The 26040-nt window shown below is 67.9% G+C and carries 16 protein-coding genes; 8 read left to right on the forward strand and 8 right to left on the reverse strand.

Going from position 1 to position 26040, the window contains the following annotated elements; genetic code table 11:
* Nucleotides 1–15: 15 nt before the first annotated feature.
* Complete coding sequence (locus G6N61_RS06025) at nucleotides 16–615, reverse strand: hypothetical protein (RefSeq protein ID WP_163917704.1); 600 nt, start codon at nucleotides 613–615, stop codon at nucleotides 16–18.
* A 151-nt stretch (nucleotides 616–766) separates the two neighbouring features.
* Between G6N61_RS06025 and G6N61_RS06030 the strand changes: the two genes are divergently transcribed.
* The 6 genes from G6N61_RS06030 (at nucleotide 767) to G6N61_RS06055 (ending at nucleotide 6509) form a co-directional block, all read left to right on the forward strand.
* Nucleotides 767–1132, forward strand: a complete 366-nt coding sequence (locus G6N61_RS06030; RefSeq protein ID WP_163924626.1) for an XRE family transcriptional regulator — start codon at nucleotides 767–769, stop codon at nucleotides 1130–1132.
* Between the two features lie 44 nt (nucleotides 1133–1176).
* Nucleotides 1177–1911: a hypothetical protein gene (locus G6N61_RS06035; protein WP_163917705.1), complete on the forward strand. Its 735-nt coding sequence runs from the start codon at nucleotides 1177–1179 to the stop codon at nucleotides 1909–1911.
* 402 nt (nucleotides 1912–2313) lie between these two features.
* A complete protein-coding gene (locus G6N61_RS06040) occupies nucleotides 2314–4044 on the forward strand; it encodes an AMP-binding protein (protein ID WP_163917706.1) in 1731 nt (576 codons plus the stop codon).
* Nucleotides 4045–4048: 4 nt separating this feature from the next.
* Entirely contained in the window at nucleotides 4049–4984 is a 936-nt protein-coding gene (locus G6N61_RS06045; protein ID WP_163917707.1) for an efflux ABC transporter ATPase subunit, DrrA-related, read from the forward strand.
* A 44-nt stretch (nucleotides 4985–5028) separates the two neighbouring features.
* Nucleotides 5029–5718 carry an ABC transporter permease gene (locus tag G6N61_RS06050; protein ID WP_235887426.1) on the forward strand — a complete coding sequence of 230 codons (690 nt, stop codon included), beginning with the start codon at nucleotides 5029–5031 and terminating at the stop codon, nucleotides 5716–5718.
* A complete protein-coding gene (locus G6N61_RS06055) occupies nucleotides 5715–6509 on the forward strand; it encodes an ABC transporter permease (RefSeq protein ID WP_163917709.1) in 795 nt (264 codons plus the stop codon). Before G6N61_RS06050 ends, G6N61_RS06055 begins: the two co-directional genes overlap by 4 nt.
* Nucleotides 6510–6520: 11 nt before the next feature.
* Here G6N61_RS06055 and G6N61_RS06060 read toward each other — a convergent pair whose 3' ends face one another.
* A complete protein-coding gene (locus tag G6N61_RS06060) occupies nucleotides 6521–7453 on the reverse strand; it encodes a glycosyltransferase family 2 protein (RefSeq protein WP_163917710.1) in 933 nt (310 codons plus the stop codon).
* 55 nt (nucleotides 7454–7508) lie between these two features.
* The gene (locus tag G6N61_RS06065; protein WP_163917711.1) at nucleotides 7509–8825 is read right to left on the reverse strand and encodes a UDP-glucose dehydrogenase family protein; all 1317 of its coding nucleotides are present in this window, start codon (nucleotides 8823–8825) and stop codon (nucleotides 7509–7511) included.
* Between the two features lie 393 nt (nucleotides 8826–9218).
* On the opposite strand from G6N61_RS06065, the gene G6N61_RS06070 reads away from it, so the two are divergent.
* Entirely contained in the window at nucleotides 9219–10304 is a 1086-nt protein-coding gene (locus G6N61_RS06070; protein ID WP_163917712.1) for a glycosyltransferase, read from the forward strand.
* A 25-nt stretch (nucleotides 10305–10329) separates the two neighbouring features.
* Here G6N61_RS06070 and G6N61_RS06075 read toward each other — a convergent pair whose 3' ends face one another.
* A complete protein-coding gene (locus G6N61_RS06075) occupies nucleotides 10330–13494 on the reverse strand; it encodes an MMPL/RND family transporter (RefSeq protein WP_308215011.1) in 3165 nt (1054 codons plus the stop codon).
* A gap of 259 nt (nucleotides 13495–13753) precedes the next feature.
* On the opposite strand from G6N61_RS06075, the gene G6N61_RS06080 reads away from it, so the two are divergent.
* A complete protein-coding gene (locus G6N61_RS06080) occupies nucleotides 13754–15007 on the forward strand; it encodes a glycosyltransferase (RefSeq protein WP_235887427.1) in 1254 nt (417 codons plus the stop codon).
* On the opposite strand, the gene G6N61_RS06085 is transcribed toward G6N61_RS06080, so the two are convergent.
* Genes G6N61_RS06085 through pks2 form a run of 4 tightly spaced genes read right to left on the reverse strand, consistent with a single transcriptional unit; the run spans nucleotide 15004 to nucleotide 25563 of the window.
* Complete coding sequence (locus G6N61_RS06085; protein WP_163917715.1) at nucleotides 15004–16356, reverse strand: hypothetical protein; 1353 nt, start codon at nucleotides 16354–16356, stop codon at nucleotides 15004–15006. The two genes, G6N61_RS06080 and G6N61_RS06085, sit on opposite strands and share 4 nt — an antisense overlap.
* On the reverse strand, nucleotides 16353–17711 hold the full coding sequence (locus tag G6N61_RS06090) for a hypothetical protein (protein ID WP_163917716.1): 1359 nt from the start codon (nucleotides 17709–17711) through the stop codon (nucleotides 16353–16355). Before G6N61_RS06090 ends, G6N61_RS06085 begins: the two co-directional genes overlap by 4 nt.
* 2 nt (nucleotides 17712–17713) lie before the next feature.
* Nucleotides 17714–19201: a condensation domain-containing protein gene (locus tag G6N61_RS06095; protein ID WP_163917717.1), complete on the reverse strand. Its 1488-nt coding sequence runs from the start codon at nucleotides 19199–19201 to the stop codon at nucleotides 17714–17716.
* 59 nt (nucleotides 19202–19260) lie between these two features.
* Complete coding sequence (gene pks2, locus G6N61_RS06100) at nucleotides 19261–25563, reverse strand: sulfolipid-1 biosynthesis phthioceranic/hydroxyphthioceranic acid synthase (RefSeq protein ID WP_163917718.1); 6303 nt, start codon at nucleotides 25561–25563, stop codon at nucleotides 19261–19263.
* Nucleotides 25564–26040 lie beyond the last annotated feature (477 nt).

Here is a 26040-nt window from a genome sequence, read left to right on the forward strand (position 1 = left end):
CTGGTCGCGAGCCGACTAGTAGGACATCGCGAGTTCGGCGCTGATCAAGATGGGCGCCGACGCCTCGGAGGTCAGTTCGATGAGCGCGAGCGGCAGCTGCTCGGCGAGTTCTTCGATCGTGTACGGCTCGAAGCTGCGCGCGTCGTACCACCACTCGAGGACGACGACGCCGTCGCAGCGGCGGGCGTGCAGCTCGAGTGCGTGTCCCCAGCCGGCCGGACCGGGAGTGACGTCGTCGACCGCGAGCAGCACGTTGGCGACGGCGGTGTGGTCGGCGAACTCGTGCAGCGCGCGATGCAGCGAGAGGGCGGCGACGGCCTGGTGCACGGTCGCGAGCATGTCCGTTGCTGGTACGGCCACCGGGCCTGCGCAGGAGAGGGCCACCGGGTGCACCGAGGTCCCGATCCCCGTGAGGTCGACTGCTACGACGCCGGCGCCGACGGTCCGGTCGATGGCACGACCGAGCGCAGCGAGCAGGACTTCCTCCACCGTCAGCCCGAGCGCGGCGCACGCCCCGTCGAGCTCCATGGTGAGGACGTCGGACAGGGGCGCGGAAAGCCGCGCGAGATCGTCGCGCACCGGCCGGCCATCGGCGTCGTAATCAGTCAGCTGCATGTTTGCGCACATCATGTGGGGAACGTTACAGGGTCATTCCCAGAAATGGGATACCTCTGCCAAAACCGTGACGGCCATGTCAATTAAGAGCAACCACTCCAAGATCTGGCTCGCGCTGCCCAAATCCGGGATGGCCAGCTATGGTGTAGCGATGCCCCGCACGGATGAGAACGGCCGGCAGCTCAAGGCACTGCTCGACTACCTGCTGGATGGCGACATCGACGCCAAGGCGATTTACGACGCCCTGGGCACGTCGAGCAGCACGTATTACCGACGCATCAAGGAGCCGGACTACCCGAACGCCGAGGAGTTGCGGCGGGTGGCGGATCGCTTCGACCTCAGCTATCCCGACCTGCAGGTTCGGTTTGGCCTGATGAGCCGCGAAGAGGTCTGGAGCTATCTCGACTCCGCCCCGCTCAGCGTGGCCACCGTCACCGAGCCAGTTACTTCACAACGCACCGTTCGGCGACAGAAGTTGTCGCAGTTGGTGCCACGCCAAGACGCGCCGCCGCTTTAGCGATAGGCTTTGCTGAACAGCAATTCCGCTCGAAGGCGAATTCCATGGCCCTTGCAGTACTCATCGCGATCACGATTGCGTGCGTGGCATGGAGTTTGTGGATTCGGCGAGTGACGTGGTCGTGCCGCTGGGAGGTCGCCGCCACGCTCAACGTCGCACTTCAGGGCGGCGCAGTCCTGCTGATGTCGCCGCTGGCGTCCGAGACGCTCGGCCATTGGCTGCACGCGCTGACCGGTAAGTGGAATCTCGAGGACTACCTCGGCCACGACCTCTACATCGTCGCCGCATCGGCCGTCGTCTACAACGCGCTGGGCCGTTTGCAGGACGACCATTCGCTGCAGCGGACGTTCAAGCAGTACGTCGAACTCCCCGCCACCATCTGCATCCCACTGCTGCTGGTGGCCTTCTCGATGGGCAACGGTGCGGCGATCTACCGCCCGGACTTCTTCAAGGTGCCCACCGACTTCTGGCTCGGCTCCTACTGGGTGCTGCTCTGCGGCACGCTGATCTACCTGCTCGGATACGGCTCCCGGGCGCTCCTGATCCTGCGCAAGGACCCACGTTCGCGCAAGATCGCAAACATCTACCTGTTCGCGTCGTTCTGCGGGATCATGGCCTGCGTCGTGCGGATCGTCACGTCCTTCGTCCCGGCACTGCAGCCGGTCGAGAACGGCACGCTGGTCTGGTTCTTCGCCTGCATGTGCGGCGCGGCCTTCGCACTGACCTCCGCGCATTCCTGGCGCATCAAGACCAAGTGGTTCTCGACGGCCGACCGCTGACGCTCCGGTCCGGGGCCCGCGGGTAGCTGGGTCCCCGTCGGCGACGACCGGACCCCGCCACCACCGGGCACGAGCCCCTGGCGAGTGTCGTGAACCGACGCGGGTGCTGGCTACCGACGCGAGCCGCCGCCGGCCGAACCCATTCCGCCCCCAGGGCCGACGATGCGCTGTTCGGGCGCTGATGACCACCGAGTGCACGGCCAATCCGCCGAAAGGTATTGAAACCTGGTGAACAACAGCCAGTTTGCGGGAGAAACACGGCTGCTCGAATTCCACCCGGGCAGAGCCGCTTCAGCTAACACACTGCGACTTAGTCGTTTTCGCTATGCTGCGCAGCGCGTGGTTTCATTCCTTAAGCTCGACACAACGCTTTAGCTTCCGCCGCAGAGAGGGCCCCGATCCATGCTCGACTCGTCGATTCCCGCGATTCTTCGCGAGCGAGCCAGCCTTCAACCGAACGACACGGCATTCACGTTCCTGAACTACGACCAGGAGTGGGAGGGCGTCGAGGAGACGCTCACGTGGGCGCAACTGCAGCAGCAGGTCGTCTCGCTGGCGGCCGAGATCCGCACCCACGCCCAGATCGGCGACCGCGTCGCGATCCTCGCGCCGCAGAACATGTCGTACATCCTCGGCTTCCTCGCCTCCTTCGAGGCCAACGTCATCGCCGTGCCGCTCTCCCCACCGTCGGCGGACTCGCACGACGAGCGGGTGGCAGCCGTGATGCGGGACGCCCAACCCACCGTTCTGCTCACCACGTCCGACACCGCAGCCGTGGTAGCGCGCTATGCCACGTCCCAGGACGGCAACCCGGCCCCGGTGGTGCTGGAGGTCGACGCACTCGACCTGAGCGTGCGCCGTCGATCGACGTCGCGGCGCGAGACACCACCCGACACGGCCTACCTGCAGTACACCTCCGGGTCCACCCGCACCCCCGCCGGCGTCATGGTGTCCCAGCGGAACCTGTTCGCGAACTTCGAGCAGCAGGTCGCCGCGCTGCTCATCGAGTACGGCAAGGTGCCACCACCTGGGACGACGTCGGTGTCGTGGCTGCCCTTCTATCACGACATGGGACTCATCCTCGGCATCTGCGCTCCGATCCTCGGCGGGTGGCATTCGGTCGTGATGAGCCCCATCGCGTTCCTGCAGCGCCCCGCGCGGTGGATCCAGCAGATGGCGACCAGGGGGCGCGCCCTGACGGCCGCCCCGAACTTCGCGCTGGACCTGGCCGCGGCGCGCACGACGGACGACGACCTGACCGGTCTCGACATGAGCAACGTCCTGGCCATCATTTGCGGAGCGGAGCGCGTGCAGCCCGTTTCGGTGAAGCGGTTCACGCAGCGCTTCGGCAAGTTCGGCTTCCCCGGTCGGGTGATCCGCCCGTCGTTCGGCCTCGCAGAGGCCACCCTGTTCGTCGCCACCGACGACCCGGCCGTCCCGCCCGTCGTCGCGACCTTCGACACGGAGAAGCTCACGGCAGGCACGGCCAGGCGCAGCACGACCGGCACGTCCCTGATCAGTTACGGCGTGCCGCAGTCGCCCGCCTTGCGCATCGTCGACCCGGACACGCGGCAGGAGTCGCCCGCCGGGCGGATCGGCGAGATCTGGGTCCGCGGCGACAACGTGTGCGCGGGTTACTGGAACAAGGCCGAGGAGACCGAGCACACCTTCGGTGGCGTGATCGCAGGATCGTCCGACGCCGCGGCTGAGCAAAAGTGGTTGCGCACAGGCGATCTCGGGTTCATCGACGACGATGAGTTGTTCATCATGGGCCGCATCAAGGACATGTTGATCGTCCGCGGCCGCAACCACTACCCCGACGACATCGAGGCGACCGTGAGCGCGGTGTCCAACGGTCGGGTCGCTGCCATCTCGGTGGAGGACGGCACGACCGAACAACTCGTGGCGATCATCGAGATGAAGGAGCGCGCCACCCCCGAGGAGACTCAGGAGCGCCTGCGCAGCGTGAAGAGCGAAGTGATCTCCGCGATCTCGCAGGCGCACGGGATCAACGCCGCCGATCTGGTCTTCGTGGGCCGCGGCTCCATTCCGATCACCACCAGCGGCAAGATCCGCAGGCAGGCCTCCGCCGAGCTGTACCGCGAGGGACGCTTCGCCCGACTGGATTCGTGAGCCCGTGATCGAGCTCATCAATGTCGCCAAGACATTCGGCCAGAGTGTTCCCGCGCTGCGCGACGTGAGCTTCTCGGTCCCCACCGGCTCGGTCTGCGCGTTGCTGGGCCACAATGGCGCCGGCAAGACCACCACGGTCAACATCCTCTCGACGCTGTTGAAGCCGTCGTCCGGGCGGGCCATCGTGGCCGGCTACGACGTCGCCCGTGAACCAACGGAGGTGCGCCGCAACATCGGCGTCACGGGCCAGGACGCCGCGCTCGACCTCCGGCTGACCGGCCGGGAGAACCTCGTGCTGTTCGGTCGGCTGCGTGGATTGCGCCGGGACGCGGCGCGAGGACGCGCCGAGGAACTGATTCAGCAGTTCGACATGGCTCATGCCGCCGACCGGCAGGTCAGCGGCTACTCGGGCGGTATGCGACGCCGCATCGACATCGCGGTGTCGCTGGTGGTGCCACCGAAGGTGCTGTTCCTCGACGAGCCGACGACCGGGCTGGATCCGCGCAGTCGTCGGGACGTCTGGAACCTGGTGTCCGGCATGGCGGCCCAGGACATCACCGTCCTGTTGACCACCCAGTACCTCGAAGAAGCCGACATCCTCAGCGATTCCATCGTCATCCTCGACCAGGGTCAGATCGTCGCGAAGGGCACCGCGGACGAACTCAAGCGGCAGACCGGCAGCAGTTACTGCCAGATGACGGCGCTCGATCCCGAGGACCTGCCGCGGATCTCGAACGCGTTGGCCGACTTCGTCGAGGTCGAGGTGGACGCAGACACGAGTTCGGTGTCCGTGCCCGCACAGCAGGGCGTGGCCACGCTGTCCGAGATCGCCCGGCGGATGGACGAACTCGGCGTCGAACTCCTCGACATCTCGCTGCGCCGCCCGTCGCTGGACGAAGTGTTCCTGCACCTCACCACCACGCCGGTCACGTCGAAGTGACCCCCTTCGCACTTCTGACGGCCCGAACGTTGCGACGCGGTCGGTTGGACCTCGTCTTCGCCGTCGTGGTGCCGATACTTGGTCTGGTCGGGCTGACGTTCCTGCTGCGCGACGTCATCCCCACCGGTGAGATGAGCTACGCGCAATACGTCCTGCCCGCGATGGTGGTTCAGGCCATGCTGTTCGGCGCACTCACCACCACCGATCGGGCGGCCTGGGACAAGATCAGCGGTATCAGTGCGCGGATGCGCACCCTGCCCATCTCGCCATACACCCCGCTGATGGCCCGGATGGCGTATTGCCTCATCCGCGGCGTGCTGGCCCTGGCCGCGTCGGTGCTGGGCGCGTACTTCTTCGGCTTCCGAGTGACGAGCGGCTTCTGGTACGCCGCGGCGTTCGTCCTGATGGCGCTGACGCTGACGCTGGCGCTGTCACTCGGGGCGGACGCAACCGGCAACAAGGCCGCACGGACGGAGGTCGCCAGCCAACTGCTGTTGGTCCCCCAGGTGCTGCTGGTGATGCTGTCCACCGGCCTCGCACCGGTCGACGCGTTTCCCAACTGGCTGCACCCCTTCGTCCAGTATCAGCCGGTCTCGCAGATCATCGAGACGCTGCGCGGGTTCACGATCGGCCAGGTCGAGACCGGCAACGTCGTGACGAGCCTGGCCTGGTGCCTCGGCCTCCTGGTCGTACTCGGCGCCGTCGCCATTCGCATTCAGGGGCGCACGGCATGACGTCGACGTCCGAGCGACCGCACTCGCTGCTGGCCGAGAGTTGGATCTTCGCCGGCCGACTGTTCGTTCAGTGGCGCCGGTATCCCGTGGTGCCGATGCAGGCCCTGCTGTTCCCCGCCGGGTTGCTGCTCATCTACGGCGTGCTGGTCGGCAAGTCCATGACCCGTCTCACCGGAAACAGTGGCCTGGACCTGCTGATCCCGGTCTGCACGCTGGCAGGCGCCATGTCCGGCGCCGTCGGCGCGGGGCTCGCGGTGCCCTACGACAGGGACAGCGGTCTGCTCACCCGGCTGTGGATCATGCCGGTGCATCGAACGTCTCCGTTGACCGGCGCACTGGTCGCCGAGGCGGTGCGCACGTTCGTCGCATCCGCACTCGTCGTGGCGATCGGGTACGCAATGGGATTTCGCTTCGGCGGCAACGTCTTCGGACTCCTGCTCTACCTGGTGATCCCCGTCGTCGTCGTCGTAGTCTTCGCCACGATCGTGATCACACTCGCGTTGCGACCGCAGGGCCGCATCATCCTGATGTGGACCAACACCGTGTGTACGGGGTTGGCCTTCGCGACTCTCGTTCCCGTCGAGAAGCTTCCGGCGCTGCTGCGACCCATCGCCGAGTATCAACCGCTCGCGCCTGCGGCCGCAGCCATGCGTGCGCTGTCCTCGGGCGGCGAGATCTGGCTGCCCGTCGTGCTGACCGTGCTGTGGGCACTGCTGATCGGGGCGCTGTTCCTGCCGATGACGGTGCGCGGCTATCGGACCGCCGCCGAAGGCGGCAAGCTAGGCGGCTGAGCGGCCGGGTGCTACCCGTTGTCCAACGTGGGGATCACGTCGAAGGGCACGGGCATCTCGAACTCCGATCGCTTCAACCATGCGGAGATGAAGCCGTACTGGAACGCGAGGCCCACCAGGGCATTGGCTGCCAGTTCGCTCACCGGTCGGCCCAATTCGGCGCGCACGGTCGTCCAGGCCTCACCGGCCGACAGGCGAGCCGACGACTGCTCGCCCCTGCTCAGGTCGTCGTTGCGGTGCACCCAGCGCAGGTATGCGTTGCTGTGACCGTAGCGCTTCCACTGACTGCCCATGTCGCGCATCGCAGTACGCGGCTCCCACTCCATCAGGACGCGGGTATCGGTCCCTATCGTCCCGAGCCCCTGTTCCTGGATCCGCCAGCAGATGTCGAGGTCGCCACCGCCACGCATCTGCCTGAAGCCTCCGACCTTCGCGAACGCGATCCGGTCGATGCCGAGGTTCGCCGTCGGGTAGTAGTCGGGCTTGGGCGGCACCATCCCGATGGTGGCCTTCATCGCCCCACCCCCGCGGGGCAGCATGAACGGCTGCATCGCGGCGGCCATGCGTGCTGCGATGGTCGCTCCGGTGACGGTGCGAACGTTGGTGCAGGACAGCGCGACTCCCGGCTGCCGCTGGAGTTCGCGATGCGCGTCGAGCAGCCCCGGCAACGGTCGGCACCGCCCATCGGTGAAGAGGAGGATGTCGGCGCGGGACTCGCTGGCGGCGAGTTGGCGGGCGTAGTACGGCCCGCGACTGTTCGTCACGGTGACGACGTTGGCGCCCAGGGACCGCGCCACGGCAGCGGTGTCGTCGGTGGACGCGTCGTCCACGACGGTCACGCGATCACCGTCGGCCAGCTGATCGAGTATGGGCCGAAGCAGTTTCGGTAGGTGATCGGCCATGTCCCGAACCGGGATGATCACCTCGATCGTCTGCCCCACCATGATTCACTCTCCTCGTCGCGACTGCTGATCGGCGGCACCGCTGCGCTGGCCTACGTCAGGCCTTCGGTCCACCACGGCCGAGGCCGAACATCTGCCATCCGGCGTCGGACCAGTACTGGCGGTCGATCGCGTTGCGGGTGTCGAGGAGCCGTGGCTCTCTGACGACCGATCGGAAGGCCACCGGATCGATGGTGCAGTATTCCTCCCACTCGGTCGCCAACACGATGAGATCGGCGTTCCGGCAGGCCGCTTCGGCGCTGTCGAAGTAACCGAGCGTCGGGAACCGTGCCCTGGCATTCTCGATGGCCTTCGGGTCGTGCACCCGAACGTCGGCGCCCTTGAGGTGCATGGCTGCGGCCACGTTCAGCGCAGGCGAATCGCGGACGTCGTCGCTGTTGGGCTTGAACGCGGCGCCCAGCACTGCGATGCTCTTGCCGAGGAACTCTCCCCCGACCGCTGCACGGGCCACCTCGACGGCCTTCTCGCGCTGACGGATGTTGATCTTGTCGACCTCGTGCAAGAACCTCAGCGCGTGCGACGCGCCCAGCTCGCCGGCCCTTGCACTGAAGGCGCGGATGTCCTTCGGCAGGCACCCGCCACCGAAACCCAAGCCCGCGTTGAGGAATCGTGCGCCGATGCGGTCGTCGTAACCCAGTGCGCGACTGAGCGTGACGACGTCCGCGTCGACGAGGTCGCATACCTCGGCCATGGCGTTGATGAACGAGATCTTGGTCGCCAGGAACGCGTTGGCAGCAACCTTCACCAACTCCGACGTCGCGAGGTCCGACGTCAGGTGCGGCGTTCCGGCGTCGATGATCGGCCCGTAGACCTCCTGCAGCGTCTTCTCGGCATGTTCGGACGTGACGCCGAACACGAGCCGGTCCGGCCGCAACGTGTCCTCGATGGCCTTGCCCTCACGGAGGAACTCCGGATTCCACGCCAATTCGAGACCCAGCGGCGACGTCGCCAGTTCGGCCGCGAGGCGCTGCGCCGTGCCGACCGGAACCGTCGACTTTCCGACGATCAGGCCGTCGCAATCGGCGTTCTCGGCGACCATCCTGAATGCTCCGTCGACGTACTGGACGTCGGCCGCGTCAGAGCCTGGCAACTGCGGCGTTCCGACGCACACGAAGTGCACCGTTGCGCCAGAGACCGCCTCTACGGGCGATTTGGTGAACCGCAGCCGACCCGTGGCCAGCACGGTGCCGAGCAGCTCGTCGAAACCCGGCTCGTAGAACGGCGAGGAACCGGCCGACAGCATGTCGATCTTCGAGGCATCGGTGTCGTAGGCGACCACGTCGTGCCCGAGGTGCGCCATGCAGACGGCGTGAACGGCACCCAGGTAGCCCGTTCCAATCACGCTCATTCTCATTCAGCTCAACTCCACGCTCTACCAGTAAGTTCGGACCACGCACATCGGGTGTCAGTACATCACACGGCACGGCGTCAGCGTCATGTCGCGTGATGCGCACCAGGGCACGCGCACCGTTGCTCAGCAACTCCCCCGAACCACGTCCGTGCTTGCTGAGCCACGCACCGCGGACGCCAGACGACCACCTGAATACGCAACCAATCGACGGGGGCAACTAGACGTACCCGTCTACCTCTCGTCACGCCGGTGAACATCGGATACGGCACCGCGCTCGACACGCCACCTGCTGCTACCGTTGGCACGGCGTAGGACCGCGGTGCTGAGTCGATACCCGGTGGGAGAAGCTGTGTTTGAGCGAACTGGCTACCAGTTCGACACGAGCGGAACTACGAATTGACGTCGGCGAAGATCACGCGGGCACGGCCCGACGTTCGCGTCCTGGCGTGGCCGCGGTGGTTCGACAACCCCTATCTGCCAAGCCTCGTGGATGGACTCAACCGAGAGGGATTGCGCTCCGGTTCGGCACCCATGCTGCTCGCCGCGACCATGCGGCTGCGCGAGGGTGACTGGCTCCACGTGCACTGGCCGGGCGAGACCCACACCCACGCTGCGCGATGGAGGTACGAACTCGGCGCGAGGACGGTGCACGCCCAGTTGCGCCACCTCAAGCGTCGCGGCGTCCGAATCGCATGGACCGCCCACAATCTGCTGCCGCACGACGATCCCCATCCCGACCTCGGTCACCGGGCCAGACGCGACCTACTCGGGATGGCCGACCACGTCTTCGTCCACTTCGAGGGCGCCCGCGCCGAACTGACGAGGGAATTCGGATACACCGGCCCCAGCACCGTCGTCCATCACCCCAGCTACGTGGACGCCTATCCCGCGCCGCCGCCGCAGCAGACAGCCCGCGAGGCCCTGGGTCTGCCGGAACGGGGATTCGTGGCACTGGCATTCGGGCGCATCCGGCCGTACAAGGGCCTCGACACGCTCGTCGCCGCGTTCCGCCGGTGCGCGGGAGAAGACGATCGCCTGGTCATCGCGGGGTCGCCACTGGGCCCGGTGCACCCGAGCGTGAAGTCGGCAGCCGACGATCCGCGAATCATCCTGCGAGCGCGCAAGATTCCCGATGCGCAGGTACCGACGTACTTCGCGGCCGCCGACGTCGCCGCGATCACCCACCGCGCCTTCTTCACCTCGGGCAGCGCGCTGCTCAGCCTCAGCATGGGCTGCCCGATCGTGGGTCCGCCGGTGAACCACCTGGCCGACCTCGCCGGTGACCACCGACTGTTCCCCGCCGACCTCAGCACGGACGGCTTGACGGAGGCCTTGCGGCGGGCACGCGACGAGACACCGTCGGTCGATCGGACGGCCATCCGCGGCTGGGCCCGGGAACACGGCACGTGGCAGACCGCGACCGACACGATCGCGGCCGTCCTGTGCGACCGCAGCGGAAACGAGTCCGGTTCGTCGAACTGAGCCGCAGCGCGTGCCTTCTCGGCCGCTAGGGGTTGTCGTCCCGATCGCCCCACGCCAGCCGTACCGAACTCGCCGTATGCACAGCGGTCGCGTAGCCGTCGTCGGTGTCCACGACGTCGTCGTCGCCGTCGTCATCGGGAACACGGCCGCTCCGGATCGGCCCCGTGTCGGCGTCACCGTGCTCGTCGAACCACTCCTGGTCGACGCCGTCGGCGTCCGCGGCGCGCTTGGCGCGTGCCAGCGCGAGTAATTGGCGCGGGGTCTTCGACGGCCACCAGTTCGCGTCGCCCACCATCACGGCCAGGGCCGGCACCGTGATCGTCCGCACGATGAAGGTGTCCAGCAGCAAACCGACGCCGATGATGAAGCCGAGCTGCACCACGGTCGCCAGGCTGCTCACCGTCAGCGCCAGCATCGACGCGGCGAAGATGAGCCCGGCCGACGTGATGACACCGCCGGTGGCGCCCACGGTCTTGATCACCGCGGACGGCACACCGAGTTTCGCCTCGTCGCGGATGCGTGAGATGAGCAGCAGGTTGTAGTCGGCACCCACCGCCACCAGCACCAGGAACGCCATACCTCCGACGCTCCAATAGATGTCCTGATCCAGGATCACCTGGAAGAACAACACGCCGATGCCCATCGCGGACACGTAGGACAGCACCACAGAGAGCATCAGGTAGACCGGCGCCACCACTGCCCGCAGGATGAGCGCCAGGATCAGGAAGACGACGACCAGCGTCATGATGATGATGTAGCGCAGATCCGCGTTGTAGTGGTTGCGCATTTCGTTGTTGAAGGCCGAGAACCCGACCATCCTGATGTCGGCGTTCTGCAGGCTCGTGTTCGGCCGCGCACTGTTGGCAGCGTCGACGATCTCGTCGACCTGGTCCATGGCCTCGACGCCGAACGGGTTCAACCCCGTCTGGACCAGATAGCGGACGGTGTGCCCGTCCTCGGAGACGAAGAGTTCCGCCGCCTTCTGGAACTCCTTCTGGGTGAGGATCTGCGGCGGAATGTAGAAGCCGGACATGGCCGGGTCGCTCGCGTCGCGCTTCATGGCCAGCAGGAAGCTCGAGGCCTGATCGAGGCCACCACCCATGTTGCGCGTCTGATCGACCAACAGCTTGACGCCGTCGGCGAGCTGATTACTCGAGTCGGCGAGTTTGTTCACACTGGTGCGCAGCTCGCCCAGCCTGCGGTCGAGGTCGTCCTCGTCCTCGATCCCCAGCTGCTGCAGACCCCCCAGCGCCCGTTCAAGGTTCGAGCCGACGTCGCGGATGACGTCGTCGACGCGGTCGGTGCCCTTCGTCTCCCTCAGGCCCCTGCTCAGCGCCTCCAGGTAGGCGACATCGGCCTCGTTGTAGCCGTCCACCCTGCGTTGCAGTTCCGCCCGAGCCGCCACGCAGGCGGGATCGATGTTGCAGGCCACGTTGTTGTTGAGGGCGACGAGCATCGACTTCGACGACCGGTAGGCGTCGGTGACCTGCTCGAGGCTGTCGCCCAGCGAGTCGCCCACCGACTGCATGTTCGCCAGCAGACTCGCCTGCTGCTCGAGTTCGGCGAAGGTGACGTCGTCACCCATGGCCTCCTTGATGGCGATCAGCCCGCCGACCACTTCGCGGATCGACGCGAAGGAGCCCAGCACCTGGTCGCGGAACTGGTTGTGCACGTCGGCGAGTTGCCGGGCGCCGTTGCTCAGCAGGTTCAGGTTGTTGTTGTTGTCCTCGATCAGCCCGGACGCGTCGGCCAGCTTGGAGCCGACCTCGCCGGCCTGATAGGTGGACTTCGCCTCGTTCAGCATCTCCCCGGTGGGGCGGGTGATACCGCGCACGATGTCGATGCCAGGCACCTGGGCGACGCGCTGCGCCATCTGCTCCAGGTCCGCCAACGACTTCGGCGATCGCAGGTCGACGTTCGGGTCGTGGACCATGATGAACTGCTGCATCGTGGTGCTGACCGGGAAGTGCTTGGTCAGGGCGTCGTAGCCCTTGTTGCTCGCCGCGTCGGCGGGGATGTTCTTGCGGTCGTCGTAGTTGTACTGCACGAAGGCGGTACAGGCAGCCAGCGCCAGCAGCACCGCCAGGCTCGCCACCAGGTGGATCCTCGGCCGTCGCACGATGTGCACGGCGGACTTGCGCCAGAAACGCCCCGTGAGGTCCTTCTTGACCTTCACCCAGCCGCGCCGCCCGGCGAGCACCATGAGGGCAGGCAGGACCGTCAGCGAACCCAGCACGCCGATCAGGATGGTGACCGCCAGCGATGGACCCACGGTGAGGAAGACGCCGAGGGTCGCGAACGACAGACCCATGAAGGTCAGGGCAACCGTCGCCGCGGAGCCGGTGATCACCTCGCCGATCGTCGCGATCGATCTGACGACGGCTTCGTCCGAGCCCATCCCGTTGCGCAGACATTCCTGATATCGGCTGAACAGGAACACGGCGTAGTCGACCCCGGCACCCATCATCATGCCGGTCATCAAGATCATCGTCTGCGGGCCCAGTGGCAAGCCCAACTCACCCAGCCCGGCGACCACCTGCTGGGCGACGGCCATCGAGATGCCGATGGTGATCAGCGGCATCAACATCGCGACCAGGTTGCGATAGACGATGATCAGGATCGTCAGAATCGTGACGACCGTGGAGACTTCGATGATCAGCTGATCGCGGGCGCCGATCTCGTTCAGGTCGTCGAACGTCGCCGCTCCGCCCACGACGTTGACTTGCAACGACGAGCCTGCCGTCGTCTCCTGGACGATCTTCAGGGCAGCGCGGTACGCCTTCTGGCCCGACCCGGAACCCATCGTTCCAGCCAAGCTGATCGGCAGGGTCCAGGCCTTCTTGTCCTCGCTGGTCATCGCCTGGCGGAGTTCGGGGATCGTCACGAAGTTCTGCGTGGACTTCACGTTCGTCGTGTCGCCGGCCAGTGCCTCGACGAGTCGCCGGTACACCTCCTCGTCCGCCGGGGTGAGCTCGTCGTCCTTCGACAGCACGACCACCGCGACGTTGCCGCCGTCGGCCCCCTTGAAGGCCTCCTTCATCAACGCGGTCGACGCGAGCATCGGCGAACCCTCCGGCAGGAGGGCGGGCGGATTCTTCTGCGAGACCACGAGCAGGGGGCTGATGGTCAGGAAGAGCACGACTGCCAGCGACACCCAGAAGACGAGGATCGCGATGGGTCGCCGAACCACGAATCGCCCAAGCGATTCGAACGCCCCATGTACAGAGGCGCCACGGGCATCGGCGCGGCTGAACACCATGTGAGGTTACACCGACCAGCTACCGTCAGTCCTCGGTTGACGTGTCGCCTCAGGCGTCTCTCAGCAACGTGCATTGTCGGGACGTGCTGTAATCGTGTGTGCTTCGAGCGAAATCGGGAAAGTCGTTCCAAAACTGCGCTCTTTCATACCAATCGGCGAAATGCGTGGTCAGCCCGGGATTGGTTGCGTGGTGACGCAGAAGACGTTCGTGATCGCCGTGCACGGCACTCGCGGCGACGTCGAGCCATGCGCGGCGGCAGCACTCGAACTCCAGCGCCGGGGGCACTGCGTGCGCATGGCCGTACCCCCCAACCTGACCGCGTTCGTCGAATCGGTCGGCCTCGGGCCTGCGGCAACGTACGGAGTCGACTCGCAGAAGCAGCTGGAAGCCGACATCTTCAAGGACTGGTGGAAGTTTCAGAACCCGATGACGGTGTTGCGGCGCAGTCGCGAGTACGTCACCGAGGGCTGGTCGGAGATGAACGACACCCTGGTGGCAAACGCGAAGGACGCCGACCTGATCCTCACCGGCACCACGTATCAGGAGGTCGCGGCCAATGTGGCCGAGGCGCTGCACATCCCGCTCGCGGCGCTGCACTACTTCCCCTGCCGCGAGAACGGCCAGGTACTCCCCGTGCCGCTGCCCCGGCCGGTGCTGCACGCCGGCTGGTCGACGGCGGAATGGGCGCACTGGAAGGTCCTGAGCAAGGCGGAGAACGACCAGCGCGAGGCGCTCGGGCTGCCGCCGGCGAAGACGCGCGCCATCCGCCGCATCGTCGAGGGCGGCGCGTTGGAGATCCAGGCCTACGACGAGGTGTTCTTCCCCGGACTCGCCGAGGAGTGGCGGGGCGTTCGTCCCCTGGTCGGGTCGCTGTCACTCGAACTGCCGGCTGCCGACGACGATGACGTCCTGGCCTGGATTGCCACGGGCACTCCGCCGATCTACTTCGGTTTCGGCAGCATGCCGGTCGAGTCACCCGCGGACGCCGTCGCCATGATCACCGCCGTCTGTGCCGATCTCGGCGAACGTGCGCTGATCAGCAGCGGCGTCTGGGACGTCGCCGACCTGCCACGCAGCGACGACGTCAAACTGGTCGGCGCGGTCAATCACTCGAAGGTCTTCCCGGGTTGCCGGGCCGTCGTACACCACGGTGGCGCAGGCACCGTCGCCGCGAGCGTCCGCTCCGGCGTGCCGACGGTGGTGCTCTGGGTGTCCGCCGATCAGCCGGTCTGGGCGGGGAAGGTGAATCGTCTGGGAGTCGGCGTGGCCCGGCGCTTCTCGAGTACCGATGCCCGCTCGTTGACGAAGGCGCTGCGGACGGCGATGAGCCCCGCATGCCAGGAGCGCGCCCGCGAGGCAGCCACCCGGATGACCTCACCCGCGCGATCCGCGTCGACCACGGCAGACCTCCTCGAGGAGGCGGCAGACCGGGGGCGCGACTAGATGATCGTCGCCTTGAGTTCCAGCGTGGCGAGCGTCTCGGTCACCCGGTCCCCCAGCCATTCTCGCGTGTTGTCGGCGCCCACCTCGTAGCCCACGACACCGATCGAGATGAAGGTCGACGTGCGGCCTGCCGCCAGGACCAGCTGGCCTCCGGTGCGCTCGATCGTGGCACGCGAGACGTTCTGGTCCATCGGCCGGAACAGGACGTAATCGGCAGCGCTGCCGTCGATCCGCAGCATCTCCGCCGGTACCTCGCCGAGGTTGGAACAGGACACGGGGAGATCACCGAACAGCACGTCGGCGGTGCGCCGGACCGCCCGCTTCGGTACGTAGGGCGTGATGGGCAGCAGCAGGTGGGTGTCATCGGGGACGTCGCGCACCACCGCGAAGGCCTCTCGCACAGCGGATCTGGTCCCGGCGAGGTCGGTGGTCACGTCGGACGGGTCGATCGTCGCCGTCGCGATCTTCATGGCGTTGCCGCGCAGATCGTCGTCGCCGGCCCGGTCGCTGATCGCAATCAGGGTGGTCACCGTGCCGTCGTCGCGGACGCGCCCGAGCCGCTTGCCCAGCAACGCCCCGAATCCCGCGAGCAACGAATACGTCGTACCACCAAGCGCTTCGGCGCGAGCGTCCCAGTCCCGTGCATCGACGATCGCGGACACCGCGGGCAACACGACGTCGCCGTCGGGCACGTGGGCAGCCGGCGGCCGGGATGCGCCGGAGGAGGAGGAGATCTCGCCACGCTTGCCGTAGGCGAACTTGGCGGCGTGCACGACCGTGCGACCGAAGTCAGGGAGATCGCGGACGACCTGCCGAACGTCGGACGTGAACCTTTTGCGCCGGGGCCGGGCCGCGGGCATGTCGTAGCCGAAGTCGCGCCGCCCGCCATCGACGGCCTCTGCCATGGCCAGCAGTGAGCCGCCGCCGTCGAGTAGGCAGTGCGACAACACCAGGGTCACCGCGGACGTGCCGTCGCTCATCGGCAGCACGCCCAGATGCCACCCGGGGCCGTGCACGGGATCGACCGGGGTCTGCGACCGTTCCTCGATCCACGCGCCGAGTTGGCCCGGCGGCCGCGGGTCGGCGACGTCCAGCGGCGCGGGCGCCCCGGCTGCCGACACCCAGCGGTGGCGACCGAAGGGCAGGACGGAGTGCTCGATCAGCCGAGCCGCCAAACCCTGGCCGAAGTGGGCGTGGAAGCGCCGGAGGCCGTCCATGTCGACTTGGCGCTCGTACACCCAGACGAACTGGGCCAGCTGTTGCCGCCCGGTGGCCGCGAACGACAGGTACGTCGCCTGGTCGATGTAGGCCAGACGGTCGTCACTGTCGGCGAGACGACCTCGGCTCACAGGACTTCCCCACCGAGCCCGAACTCCGCAAGCGCAGCGGTGACGCGCTCGCGCAGAGCGGCCTTGGTGTTCTCCGACCCTGGCTGGTAGGCGACGATGGTCAGCGTCACCTTGCCGTCGATCCTCGCGCCGACCACCGTCAGCAGCCCCTGCCGCTCCTCGAGCACCCGGCGCGTGACGTGCTGGTCGATGCCGCGCAGCATCACCCGCTCGGCGACGGTCCCGTCCGGGCGGGCAACGTCGGTCGGCAGGTCACCGAGATTGGAGCACGACACGGGTTGTGCGGTGAAACCGAATGCGAGGTCGGCCGATTGGCGTACGGCAACCTTCGGGATGAACGGGGTCAGCGGCAGCAACTCGAACGTCGTGTCCGGTTCTTCGCGCATCACTTGAAGAGCCTGCCGGATCGCGGTTCGCGTCTCGGACAGGTCCTTGGTGACGTAGGTGGGGTCGGCGCGCACGTAGGCCAGCGTGACCGCGTTGGCACGGGTGTCCTCGAGCGTGCGGTCGTTGATCGGGACGATCAATCCGACCGTGCCGTCGTCGGCGAGTTCCCTGCCCTGCAGGATGGCCAGCCGCGCTGCCACGCCTGCCAGCATCGAGTGGCTGTTGCCGCCCAGCTCGGCGGCGCGGGCATCCCAGTCCTCGAGGGGAACGAACGCCGACACGACCGGCACCACGACCGGGGTGTCCGGGTGGCGCTGCGCGGGCTTCTGCTTGGACGCGCCCGCGGACTCCTTGCGCCTGCCGTTGAGGAACTTGGCGGCGGCGACCAGCGTCCGCCCCAGTTGCGGTGCGTCCCGTGCGGTTTGGCGTAGATCCTCGAGGATCGCCGCGCGCCTCGCCCGCGATCGGGGTGGCGGATACCCGAGGTCGCGACGGGTGCCCGCCACCGCCTCGAAGACCGCGAGCAATGCGGCGCCACCGTCACCGATGCAGTGCGATCCGACCAGGCTCACCGCAGTCGACCCGTCGGTCATGGGCAGTACGCCCATGTGCCAGGCCGGTCCGTGTTCCGGATCGATGGGCCGCTGCGAGTGCTCGTCGAGCCAGTCGCTGAGTTCCGAGCGCGGCCGCGGTTCGGCGACCACCTCGAGCGGTGCCGCAGGACCGAGTGCGGCGACCCACCGGTGCCGACCGAACGGCAGCGGCGAGGGCTCGATCAGCCTGCCCGCCATGCCGTACCCGAAGTCCCGGTGGAATCGCCGGAGTTCGTCCCAGTCCACCGGATGGTCGTACACCCACACCATCTGCATGGCGGCGGCCTGCCCCGTGGCCCGCAGGCCAAGGAACAACGCCTGATCGACGAACTCGAGCAGATGGTCGGGCTGCTCCCGAGTCTGCGGAACCGACATGCTCAGCTCTTGGCCGCCGGTACCGGTTCGCGGTCGCGGACACCGTTGTGGTGCTTGGAGTCTCCGTGACCCACGTGGCCACGGGTGCGGCCGTGCGCGGCGCCGTCGGCGACACCGACGTAGATGGCGGTCATCGCCTCGAGGTACCGGTCGATGGACTCCCGGGCGATCGGGTTGTTCGGGTACGCCACCGTGACGGTGGTCTCCCGCTCACCGCGGTTGACCCACAGGCCGATCTGGTAGGCCGAGCGCGCGTCGCCGAACACCCTGCCGTTCATCCGTTCCCACTCGGCGATGATGCTGGCGGACAACGGAGGCAGGCCGGCGTCGAGGAACGACACCATCGGCACGCCGGGCGGCGGGCTGTGCAACCCCAGCTCGGGATCGGCCAACTCCAACACCCGGTCGAACGGCACGTCCGCCATGTACATGCGGCCGTCGAACGACTTCTGCGCAGCGCGAGCCGTGTCCCCGAACGACGCCGGATCGACGTCCACCGAGATCGGCACCACGCCGGTGAACCACCCGGTGGTCTGGAACTCCTCGGGCGTTTGCCGCGTCGTGGTGGGGGTAATGACGTGGTACTCCGTGGAGCCGGTCAGCACCTGCTGCGCCATTGCAGCACAGGCGAATACGCCGCCGATGAACCGCGCACCCGCCGCGGTGCAGGCGGCTTCGAAGCGATCTGACTGCTGCTTGTCCAGCAACCGCACGGTGAGGAGGTCACCCGACACCGACCACGGCGGATCGCCGAGGGGGAAGGGGAAGTGCGGCAACGTGCCGTCGTTGCGCTGAGCGAACTCGACCCACTCTCGAACGGCGGGCGTCTCCGCCGTGAGCGCGGCCAGGTAGTCGCGCTGACGGACGCAGTAGTCGTCGTAGCTACCGGCGGCAGGCAGCGGGATCGGCGCGGAACCCGCGGCGAGTGCGGCGTACATCATGTGGATCTCCACCAGCACGATTCCCATGAACATCGCGTCGGTGTGGACGTGGTCGATGCTGATGTAAAACGTGAAGTGGTCGGCACGCTGGATGATGCCGAACGAGAAGCAGTCCCACTGCAACGGATCCGGCGTGCTGAGCACGTGCTCGCGCCACTGCGGCGCCGTCATCTCGCCGTGCTTGGTGGGCACGAAGTTGATGTCCCTGGGATTCGCGACGGTATGCCGGACGATCTGGTCGTCGTCGGTCATCTCGAACCAGCTGTGGTAGGTGTCGTGACGGCGCAGGTAGGCGTTGATGACGTGGCTCATCGCGCGTACGTCGCACTGACCCTGCATATCCCAGGCCGGGATGTTGAGCCGGGCCATGTCGGTGCCACCGGCCAGATGGCTGAGGTAGCCCCGGATGTGCTGTGCCTGCTGGTAACTCACCGGCACGTCGCTCACCGGCGCCTTGGCCACCTTCGCGCGGCTCACGGGCGACGGGTGCCAGGACACGACGTCACCCGACGTCCCGATCCAGTCGTGGATCGCCTTGATCGCAACCATTTATCTCTTCCCCGCTCGTTGTCTGGCAATGAGCGACGTCATCGGCGCTGATCGGGCCATCACGACGACACCGTCGTGGATTCGTTGTCGATGTTCATGGCGCTGGCGATCGTCTCGCTCAGGCGCTCGGCCAACGCACGCACCGTGGTGACGTCGGTCGAGCCGATGCGGACCCCGGTCTCGGCCTCGAGCCGCGTGCGCAGCTCGAGCGTCCCGAGTGAGTCGAGGCCGTACTCGGACAGCGGTCGGTCGGCGTCGACCGAGCGCCGCAGGATCAGGCTCATCTCCTCGGAGATCAAGCGGCGCACCCGCGCTGCCCAGTCCTCACGCGGCAGGAGTCGCAGCTCCTCGAGGAACTCGCTCGTCCCGGACCGGTCCTGGCCCATCGATGCGAACGCCTCGGCGAACGGGCTGGTCTGCGCGAACGCGGTGAGCCAGGCGGCTCCCGCAACCGGCGCATAGCCGCTGTAGACCCTGGTGTGCCGCATCAGGGCATCGAATGCGTACGCACCGTCCTCGGGGTCGATGGCCATGCCGTCGTTGTCGGCCATCGCCTGGCCGGCACCGATCTGAGCCCATGCGCCCCAGGCGATCACCTGTGCAGGCAGTCCCTTGGACCGACGCCACCGCGCGAACGAGTCGAGCCAGCTGTTGGCCGCCGCGTACGCACCCTGGCCGGGTGACCCGACCATCGCCGCCGCCGAGGAGAACCCGCAGAACCAGTCCAGCGACGCCGTCGTCGTGGCCTCGTGCAGACGCCAGGCACCCAGCGCCTTCGGCGCCCAGTCCCGGTCGAGCAGATCGTCGGTGATGTTGGCCAGCGTCGCGTCCTCGACGACCGCCGCGGCGTGCAGGACGCCGCGCAGCGGGATGCCCGTCGCGGTGGCGCAGGCAACCAGCCGGACGGCCGTGCCGGGAACCGCCACGTCGCCGAGTTCGACCTCGATCTCGGTGCCCTTGCGCCGGATCCGGTCGATCACGCGTTGCGCCTCGGGACTCGGCGTGGAGCGACCGTTGAGCACGATGCGCCCACAGCCCGACTTGGCCATCATCTCGGCGAGGAACAAACCGAGCCCGCCGAGACCACCGGTGACGACGTACGCGCCGTCGCTGCGGAAGGCCGGCGCGCGGTCGGCGGGCACGACGGCGGCGTACTGCCCCGCACGCGGCACGTCGAGCACCAGCTTGCCGGTGTGCTCGGCGGCACCCATCGCGCGAATCGCGTTGGCGCCGTTGGCCAGCGGGTAGTGCGTCGTCTGCGGCGGCGGCAGCTTGCCGTCGGCGATCTGCTGGTAGATCGTCTCGAGCAGGCTGCGCAGCGTGTCCGGGGTGACCAGGGTCAGCAGCGCGAGGTCGACCGCGTAGAACGACAGGTTCCGACGGAACGGGAACAGGCCCATCTTCGTGTCGCCGTAGATGTCGCGCTTGCCGATCTCCACGAACCGACCGCCGAAGGTCAGCAGTTCGAGGCCCGCCCGCTGCGCGGCACCGGGCAGCGAGTTCAGCACGATGTCGACGCCATAGCCGTCGGTGTCACGCCGGATCTGGTCGGCGAACTCGACCGTGCGCGAATCGTAGACGTGGTCGATGCCCATGTCGTTCAGCATCTTCCGACGCTCCGGGCTACCGGCGGTGGCGTAGATCTCCGCCCCCGCGGCCTGGGCAATCGCGACCGCGGCCTGACCGACGCCGCCGGTGGCCGAGTGGATGAGCACCTTGTCGCCCGCCGTGATCCGGGCCAGGTCGTGCAGCGAGTACCACGCGGTGGCGTGCGCGCTGGGCACGGCCGCCGCGGTGGCGTCCGGCAGGTCCTCGGGAATGCGCACGGCGAGGTTCGCGTCGCACGTGACGAACGTGCACCACGCACCGGTCGCCGAAATGCCCGCGACCCGGTCGCCGATCTGGTGATCGGTCACACCGGCACCGACCGCGGTCACCACGCCTGCGAAGTCGGCGCCGAGTTGCGGCATCCGGCCCTCGAAGGACGGGTAGCGGCCGTAGGCGACCAGGACGTCGGCGAAGTTCAGGTTCGACGCCGACACCGCGACCTCGATCTGGCCGGGGCCCGGTGGAGTCCGCTCGTAGGACACGAGTTCGGCCGACTGCAGGTCGCCGGGGGTGCGGATCTGCAGGCGCATGCCGTCGCGCTCGGGGTGGACGACGGTGGTGTGCCGCTCCTCGGCCTGCAGCGGCGTGACGTTGAGTCGGGCCGCGTAGTACTGACCCTCGCGCCATGCCGTCTCGTCCTCGTCGGAACCCGAGAGCAGTTCGGCGGCAATGGATTCCGCGTCGGTGGTGTCGTCGACGTCGATCTGCGTCGGACGCATCGACGGCTGCTCCATGCCCAGGACGCGCACCAGGCCGCGCACGCCGCCCTGGGCGAGATGCGGCACCTCACCGGACAGCACGGACTGCGCTCCCCTGGTGACGACGTAGAACCTGGGCGGCTCGCCGGGCACCTCGGGGATGACGCGGGCGATGCGCACGAGGTGGCGCACGTGGTCGGCTCCGTCGGCGACGGGGTCGCCGTCCGCGCGCTGCGGATCCTCGACGATCACGACACCGGCGAACGGGCGGGCCGTCAACGTCTCACGCAGTCCTGCGGCCACGGCGGCGTGATCGTCGTGCGCCGACCAGCTCGTGGTCGTCACGTCGGCGTCGCGGGACTTCAGCACGTCGGCCAGTCGAGCGGCCATCGGGTCGGAGCCGGCGCCGGTGTCGACGACCATCCACGCCCCGGTGCCCGCCACGTCGGCGACGGGGGTGTCCTGGCGGCGCCAGTCGATGGTCAGGAGCCGGTCGTTGAGACGACGCTCGCGCTCCCCCTGCTCCGAGACTCCGGTCCCGAGCCGCAGACCGGACACGGTCAGCAGCACGTTGCCGTGCTCGTCGAGCACGTCGATGTCGGCCTCGACCCCGGTGGGCGCCACGCTGGTCAACCGGACCAGGCAGTAGTGGGCGTTGCGGGTGGAGGCGTACGCCTTCAACTCGCGGACGCCGAGCGGGAGCATCAGCGCGCCGCTGGTGTCCGAGAACAGCTCGGGATGGGCACCCACGGCCTGGAAGCACGCGTCCAGGAGTGCCGGATGCGCCACGAACGAGCCTTGCTGCGAGCGGATCGAACCGGGCAGCGCGACCTCGGCGAGGACCGACGGGCGGTCGCCGTCTGCGGTGTGGGCCGCGGTCAGACCACCGAACGCCACGCCGTAGCCGATGCCGCGCGCTGCGTAGAAGTCGCGCAGCACCTGACCCTCGACCCGCACCGGGTGTGCGGCGAGGAGGTCGGCGACGTCGTACGGGGTGGGCTGATCGCCCTCGTCGGCGGCTTGCAGCACGGCAGAGGCGCGCTGCACCTCCTCGTCGTCGGCGTGGGTCTTCACGGCGAACTCGACGACGCCCGTCGGCGTCACGGACGCGACGGCCGACAGCGGGGTCTGCTCCTCGAGCAGCAGCATCTGCTCGAACGTGACGTCGCGCACGGATGCCCCGTCGCCGAGGACCTGGCGGGCGGCGGACAGTGCGATCTCGCAGTAGGCGGCGCCGGGCAGTGCGGCCACGTCGTGCACCCGGTGATCGTCGAGCCACGGCTGCGCCACGGTGCCGACGTCGGACTGCCACACGTGGCGTTCCGGCGTCTCGGGCAGCCGGACGTGTGCACCGAGCAGCGGGTGGATGGCGACGGTGGCGCCGCCCTGGCCCTGCTCGTCGCGGGTCAGCATGAGGTGGGTGTGCGTCCACGTGGGCAGCGGCACGTCGAGGAGGTCACCGTCCGGCCAGAGCACCGAGTAGTCGATCGCCGCGCCTGCGCCGTGCAGGTCGGCGACGAATTCACGCATGCCGTGCGGCAACTCCTGCTCGCGACGGATGCTCGCCAGCGCCGCGAGGCGGATGTCGAGGCTGCGGGCGTTCTGGTCGACCGCGTGGGTGAGCAGCGGATGCGGCGACAGCTCGCCGAACACGCGGAAGCCGTCTTCCAGCGCGGCCTGGACGGCCGCGGCGAAGCGCACGGCGTGCCGCAGGTTGTCCGCCCAGTAGTAGGCGTCGAAGTCGGCGGGATCGCGGGGGTCGTACAGCGTCGACGAGTAGTACCGAACGGTCGGTTCCATCGGCTCGATGTCCTCGAGCGCCTCGGTGAGCTCGTCGAGGATCGGGTCGACCTGCGGTGAGTGCGACGCCACGTCCACGGCCACCTCGCGCGCCATGATCCCGCGGGCGTCCCACTCGGCGATCAGCGCGCGGATCGACTCCTTGGCGCCGCCGACGACGGCCGAGGACGGCGACGCCACGACCGACAGCACGACGTCGGTGACGCCGCGGGCGGCGAGTTCGGAGAGCACCTGCTGGGCCGGCAGCTCGACCGACGCCATGGCGCCCGAGCCGGACACCGTCGCCATGAGGCGCGACCGGCGGGTGATGACCTTGACGCCGTCGGTGAGCGACAGGGCGCCTGCGACGACGGCGGCAGCCGCCTCGCCCATGGAGTGCCCGATGACCGCCCCGGGGGTGACGCCGTAGGCCGCCAGGGTGGCCGCGAGACCCACCTGCACGGCGAAGACGGTCGGCTGCACCCGGTTGATGCCCGTGACGACGTCGGCCGAGGACATCGCCTCGGTGACGGAGAAGCCGGATTCGGCCTCGATCAGCGGTTCGATCTCCGCGATCTTGGCGGCGAACACCGGTTCGGTGGCGAGCAGCCCCTTGCCCATGGCAGCCCACTGCGAGCCCTGGCCGGAGAACACCCACACCGGCCCGTGGTCGCCGGTGCCGACGGCAGGCTCGATGGGGCCGTCGCCGGCGGCGATCTCGCGCAGCGCGGAGACGAGTTGTTCGCGGTCTGCGGCGATGACGACGGTGCGCACCGGTCGGTGGGCACGTCGGCGCGCCAGCGTGTACGCCAGGTCGGACAGTCCGGTCGTGTCGTCGGCGTCCTGGGTCGCAACCCAGTCGGCCAGCCGGCCGGCCGTACGGCGCAACTCCTCGACCGAGGTGGCCGACAGCGGGAAGAGCTTCGGGCCGTGCGACGCGGCGTCGGCCAGATCGTTCTGTTCGACGCGTCGCGTCGACTGCCCCTCGGGGGCGGCCTCGAGGACGGCGTGCACGTTGGTGCCCGACAGGCCGTAGGAGGACACCGCGGCACGACGGGGGTGGTGGCCGTTGGTGGGCCAGGGGGTCGTCTCGACCGGCACGAAGAGATTGGTCTCGATCCGGGCCATCTCGTCGGGCATCTCGGTGAAGTGCAGGTTCTTGGGCACGGTGCCGTGCTGCAGCGACAGGATCGCCTTCATCAGGCCGATGGCGCCGGAGGCCGACTGGCCGTGGCCGAGGTTGGTCTTCGCCGATCCGAGCGCGCACGGTCCTGCGGTGCCGTAGACCTCGGCGAGGCTGGCGTACTCGATGGGGTCGCCGACGGGCGTACCCGTGCCGTGGGCTTCGACCATTCCGACGGTCTCGGGGTCGATGCCACCGGCGGCGAGCGCCGAGCGGTAGACGTTCACCTGGGCCGGGCGGGACGGCACGGCGATGTTCACCGTGTGGCCGTCCTGGTTGGCGGCGGAGCCGCGCACCACGGCCAGGACGCGGTCGCCGTCGGCGAGGGCGTCGTCGAGCCGCTTGAGCAACAGGACCGCGGACCCCTCGCCGCTGACGAAGCCGTCGGCGTTGACGTCGAACGCGTGGCACTTGCCGGTGGGCGACAGCATGCCCTGAGCGGAACCAGACGACATCTTGCGGGGTTCGAGCATGATCGACACGCCGCCGGCCAGCGCCAGGTCGCTCTCCCCGTCGTGCAGGCTGCGGCAGGCCATGTGCACCGACAGCAGGCTCGACGAGCAGGCCGAGTCGACCGTGTAGGCCGGGCCGTGCACGCCCAGGTGGTAGGCGATGCGACCGGAGGCCAGGCTGAAGTTGTTCCCGGTGAAGCCGTAGGGGCCCTCGACGGCATGCGCGTCGACGGCGAGTAGCTGGTAGTCGGCATGGGTCATGCCGATGAATACGCCCGTCAGGGAGTCGGCGATGGTGGCCGGGTCGATACCGGCGTGCTCGATCGCCTCCCAAGCCGTCTCGAGCAGCAGTCGGTGCTGCGGGTCGATGGCCGTGGCCTCGCGCTCGCTGATGCCGAAGAAGTCGGCGTCGAATCCGGCGACGTCGTCGATGAACGCGCCCCACTTGGACACGGAGCGGCCGGGTACGCCTGGCTCGGGGTCGTAGTACTCCTCGGCGTCCCAGCGGTCCAAGGGAACCTTGGTCACGGTGTCCTGGCCTCGCAGCAGCGCGTCCCAGAGGGCCGCAGGCGAGTCGATGCCCCCGGGCAGTCGGCACCCCATGCCGATCACGGCCACCGGAGTAACCAGAGTGTCAACCACGTACTTCAACCTCTTTCACGAACGTTCGGAGCCCGACTCGATGGGGCGTGCAGCCTGCGTCAAATGTGGGTTCGCCGCATGTGTGCTGCAGTCCCTCGCTTCCTGCCGACATTCGCCTGTTTCGGCTCGAACGACGCGAATGCAACCGGCCAAACCCGAGATACCTCGGCAAACCTACATCCGCTCATTCACCCCAACCTTTGCTCGGCGGAAAGGTTACACCCCGGTAGGTCAATTCGTCTTGTCTACCAGGATCATGCCCCTGGCCTGCGCAAATAAGCAAAATTAACGATCTTGGTCAAATCTGGTTACCTTCACGGTGATGCCCCAAAGGTTCGCCTTGTGTTGATCTAGCAAACTAAACAGGCGTCAAAACAAGGCCCGCGCGGCAGTGATCTACGCAACTCCTTGCGTGTGGCAGGACCGTACGCATCGACGACCTATGTTTGCTGACTGATCATGATTTTTTGGAAAACG

It is taken from the genome of Mycolicibacterium arabiense, from assembly GCF_010731815.2.
In the GTDB taxonomy this organism is placed as follows: Bacteria; Actinomycetota; Actinomycetes; order Mycobacteriales; family Mycobacteriaceae; genus Mycobacterium; species Mycobacterium arabiense.

Bases quoted from the DNA above. Each gene is read 5' to 3' on its own strand.
- G6N61_RS06035 (WP_163917705.1), top strand. From the start codon at position 1,177: ATGGCCCTTGCAGTACTCATCGCGATCACGATTGCGTGCGTGGCATGG.
- G6N61_RS06055 (WP_163917709.1), top strand. From the start codon at position 5,715: ATGACGTCGACGTCCGAGCGACCGCACTCGCTGCTGGCCGAGAGTTGG.
- G6N61_RS06040 (WP_163917706.1), top strand. From the start codon at position 2,314: ATGCTCGACTCGTCGATTCCCGCGATTCTTCGCGAGCGAGCCAGCCTT.
- G6N61_RS06065 (WP_163917711.1), bottom strand. From the start codon at position 8,825: ATGAGAATGAGCGTGATTGGAACGGGCTACCTGGGTGCCGTTCACGCC.
- G6N61_RS06025 (WP_163917704.1), bottom strand. From the start codon at position 615: ATGCAGCTGACTGATTACGACGCCGATGGCCGGCCGGTGCGCGACGAT.
- G6N61_RS06030 (WP_163924626.1), top strand. From the start codon at position 767: ATGCCCCGCACGGATGAGAACGGCCGGCAGCTCAAGGCACTGCTCGAC.
- G6N61_RS06060 (WP_163917710.1), bottom strand. From the start codon at position 7,453: ATGGTGGGGCAGACGATCGAGGTGATCATCCCGGTTCGGGACATGGCC.
- G6N61_RS06090 (WP_163917716.1), bottom strand. From the start codon at position 17,711: ATGTCGGTTCCGCAGACTCGGGAGCAGCCCGACCATCTGCTCGAGTTC.
- G6N61_RS06095 (WP_163917717.1), bottom strand. From the start codon at position 19,201: ATGGTTGCGATCAAGGCGATCCACGACTGGATCGGGACGTCGGGTGAC.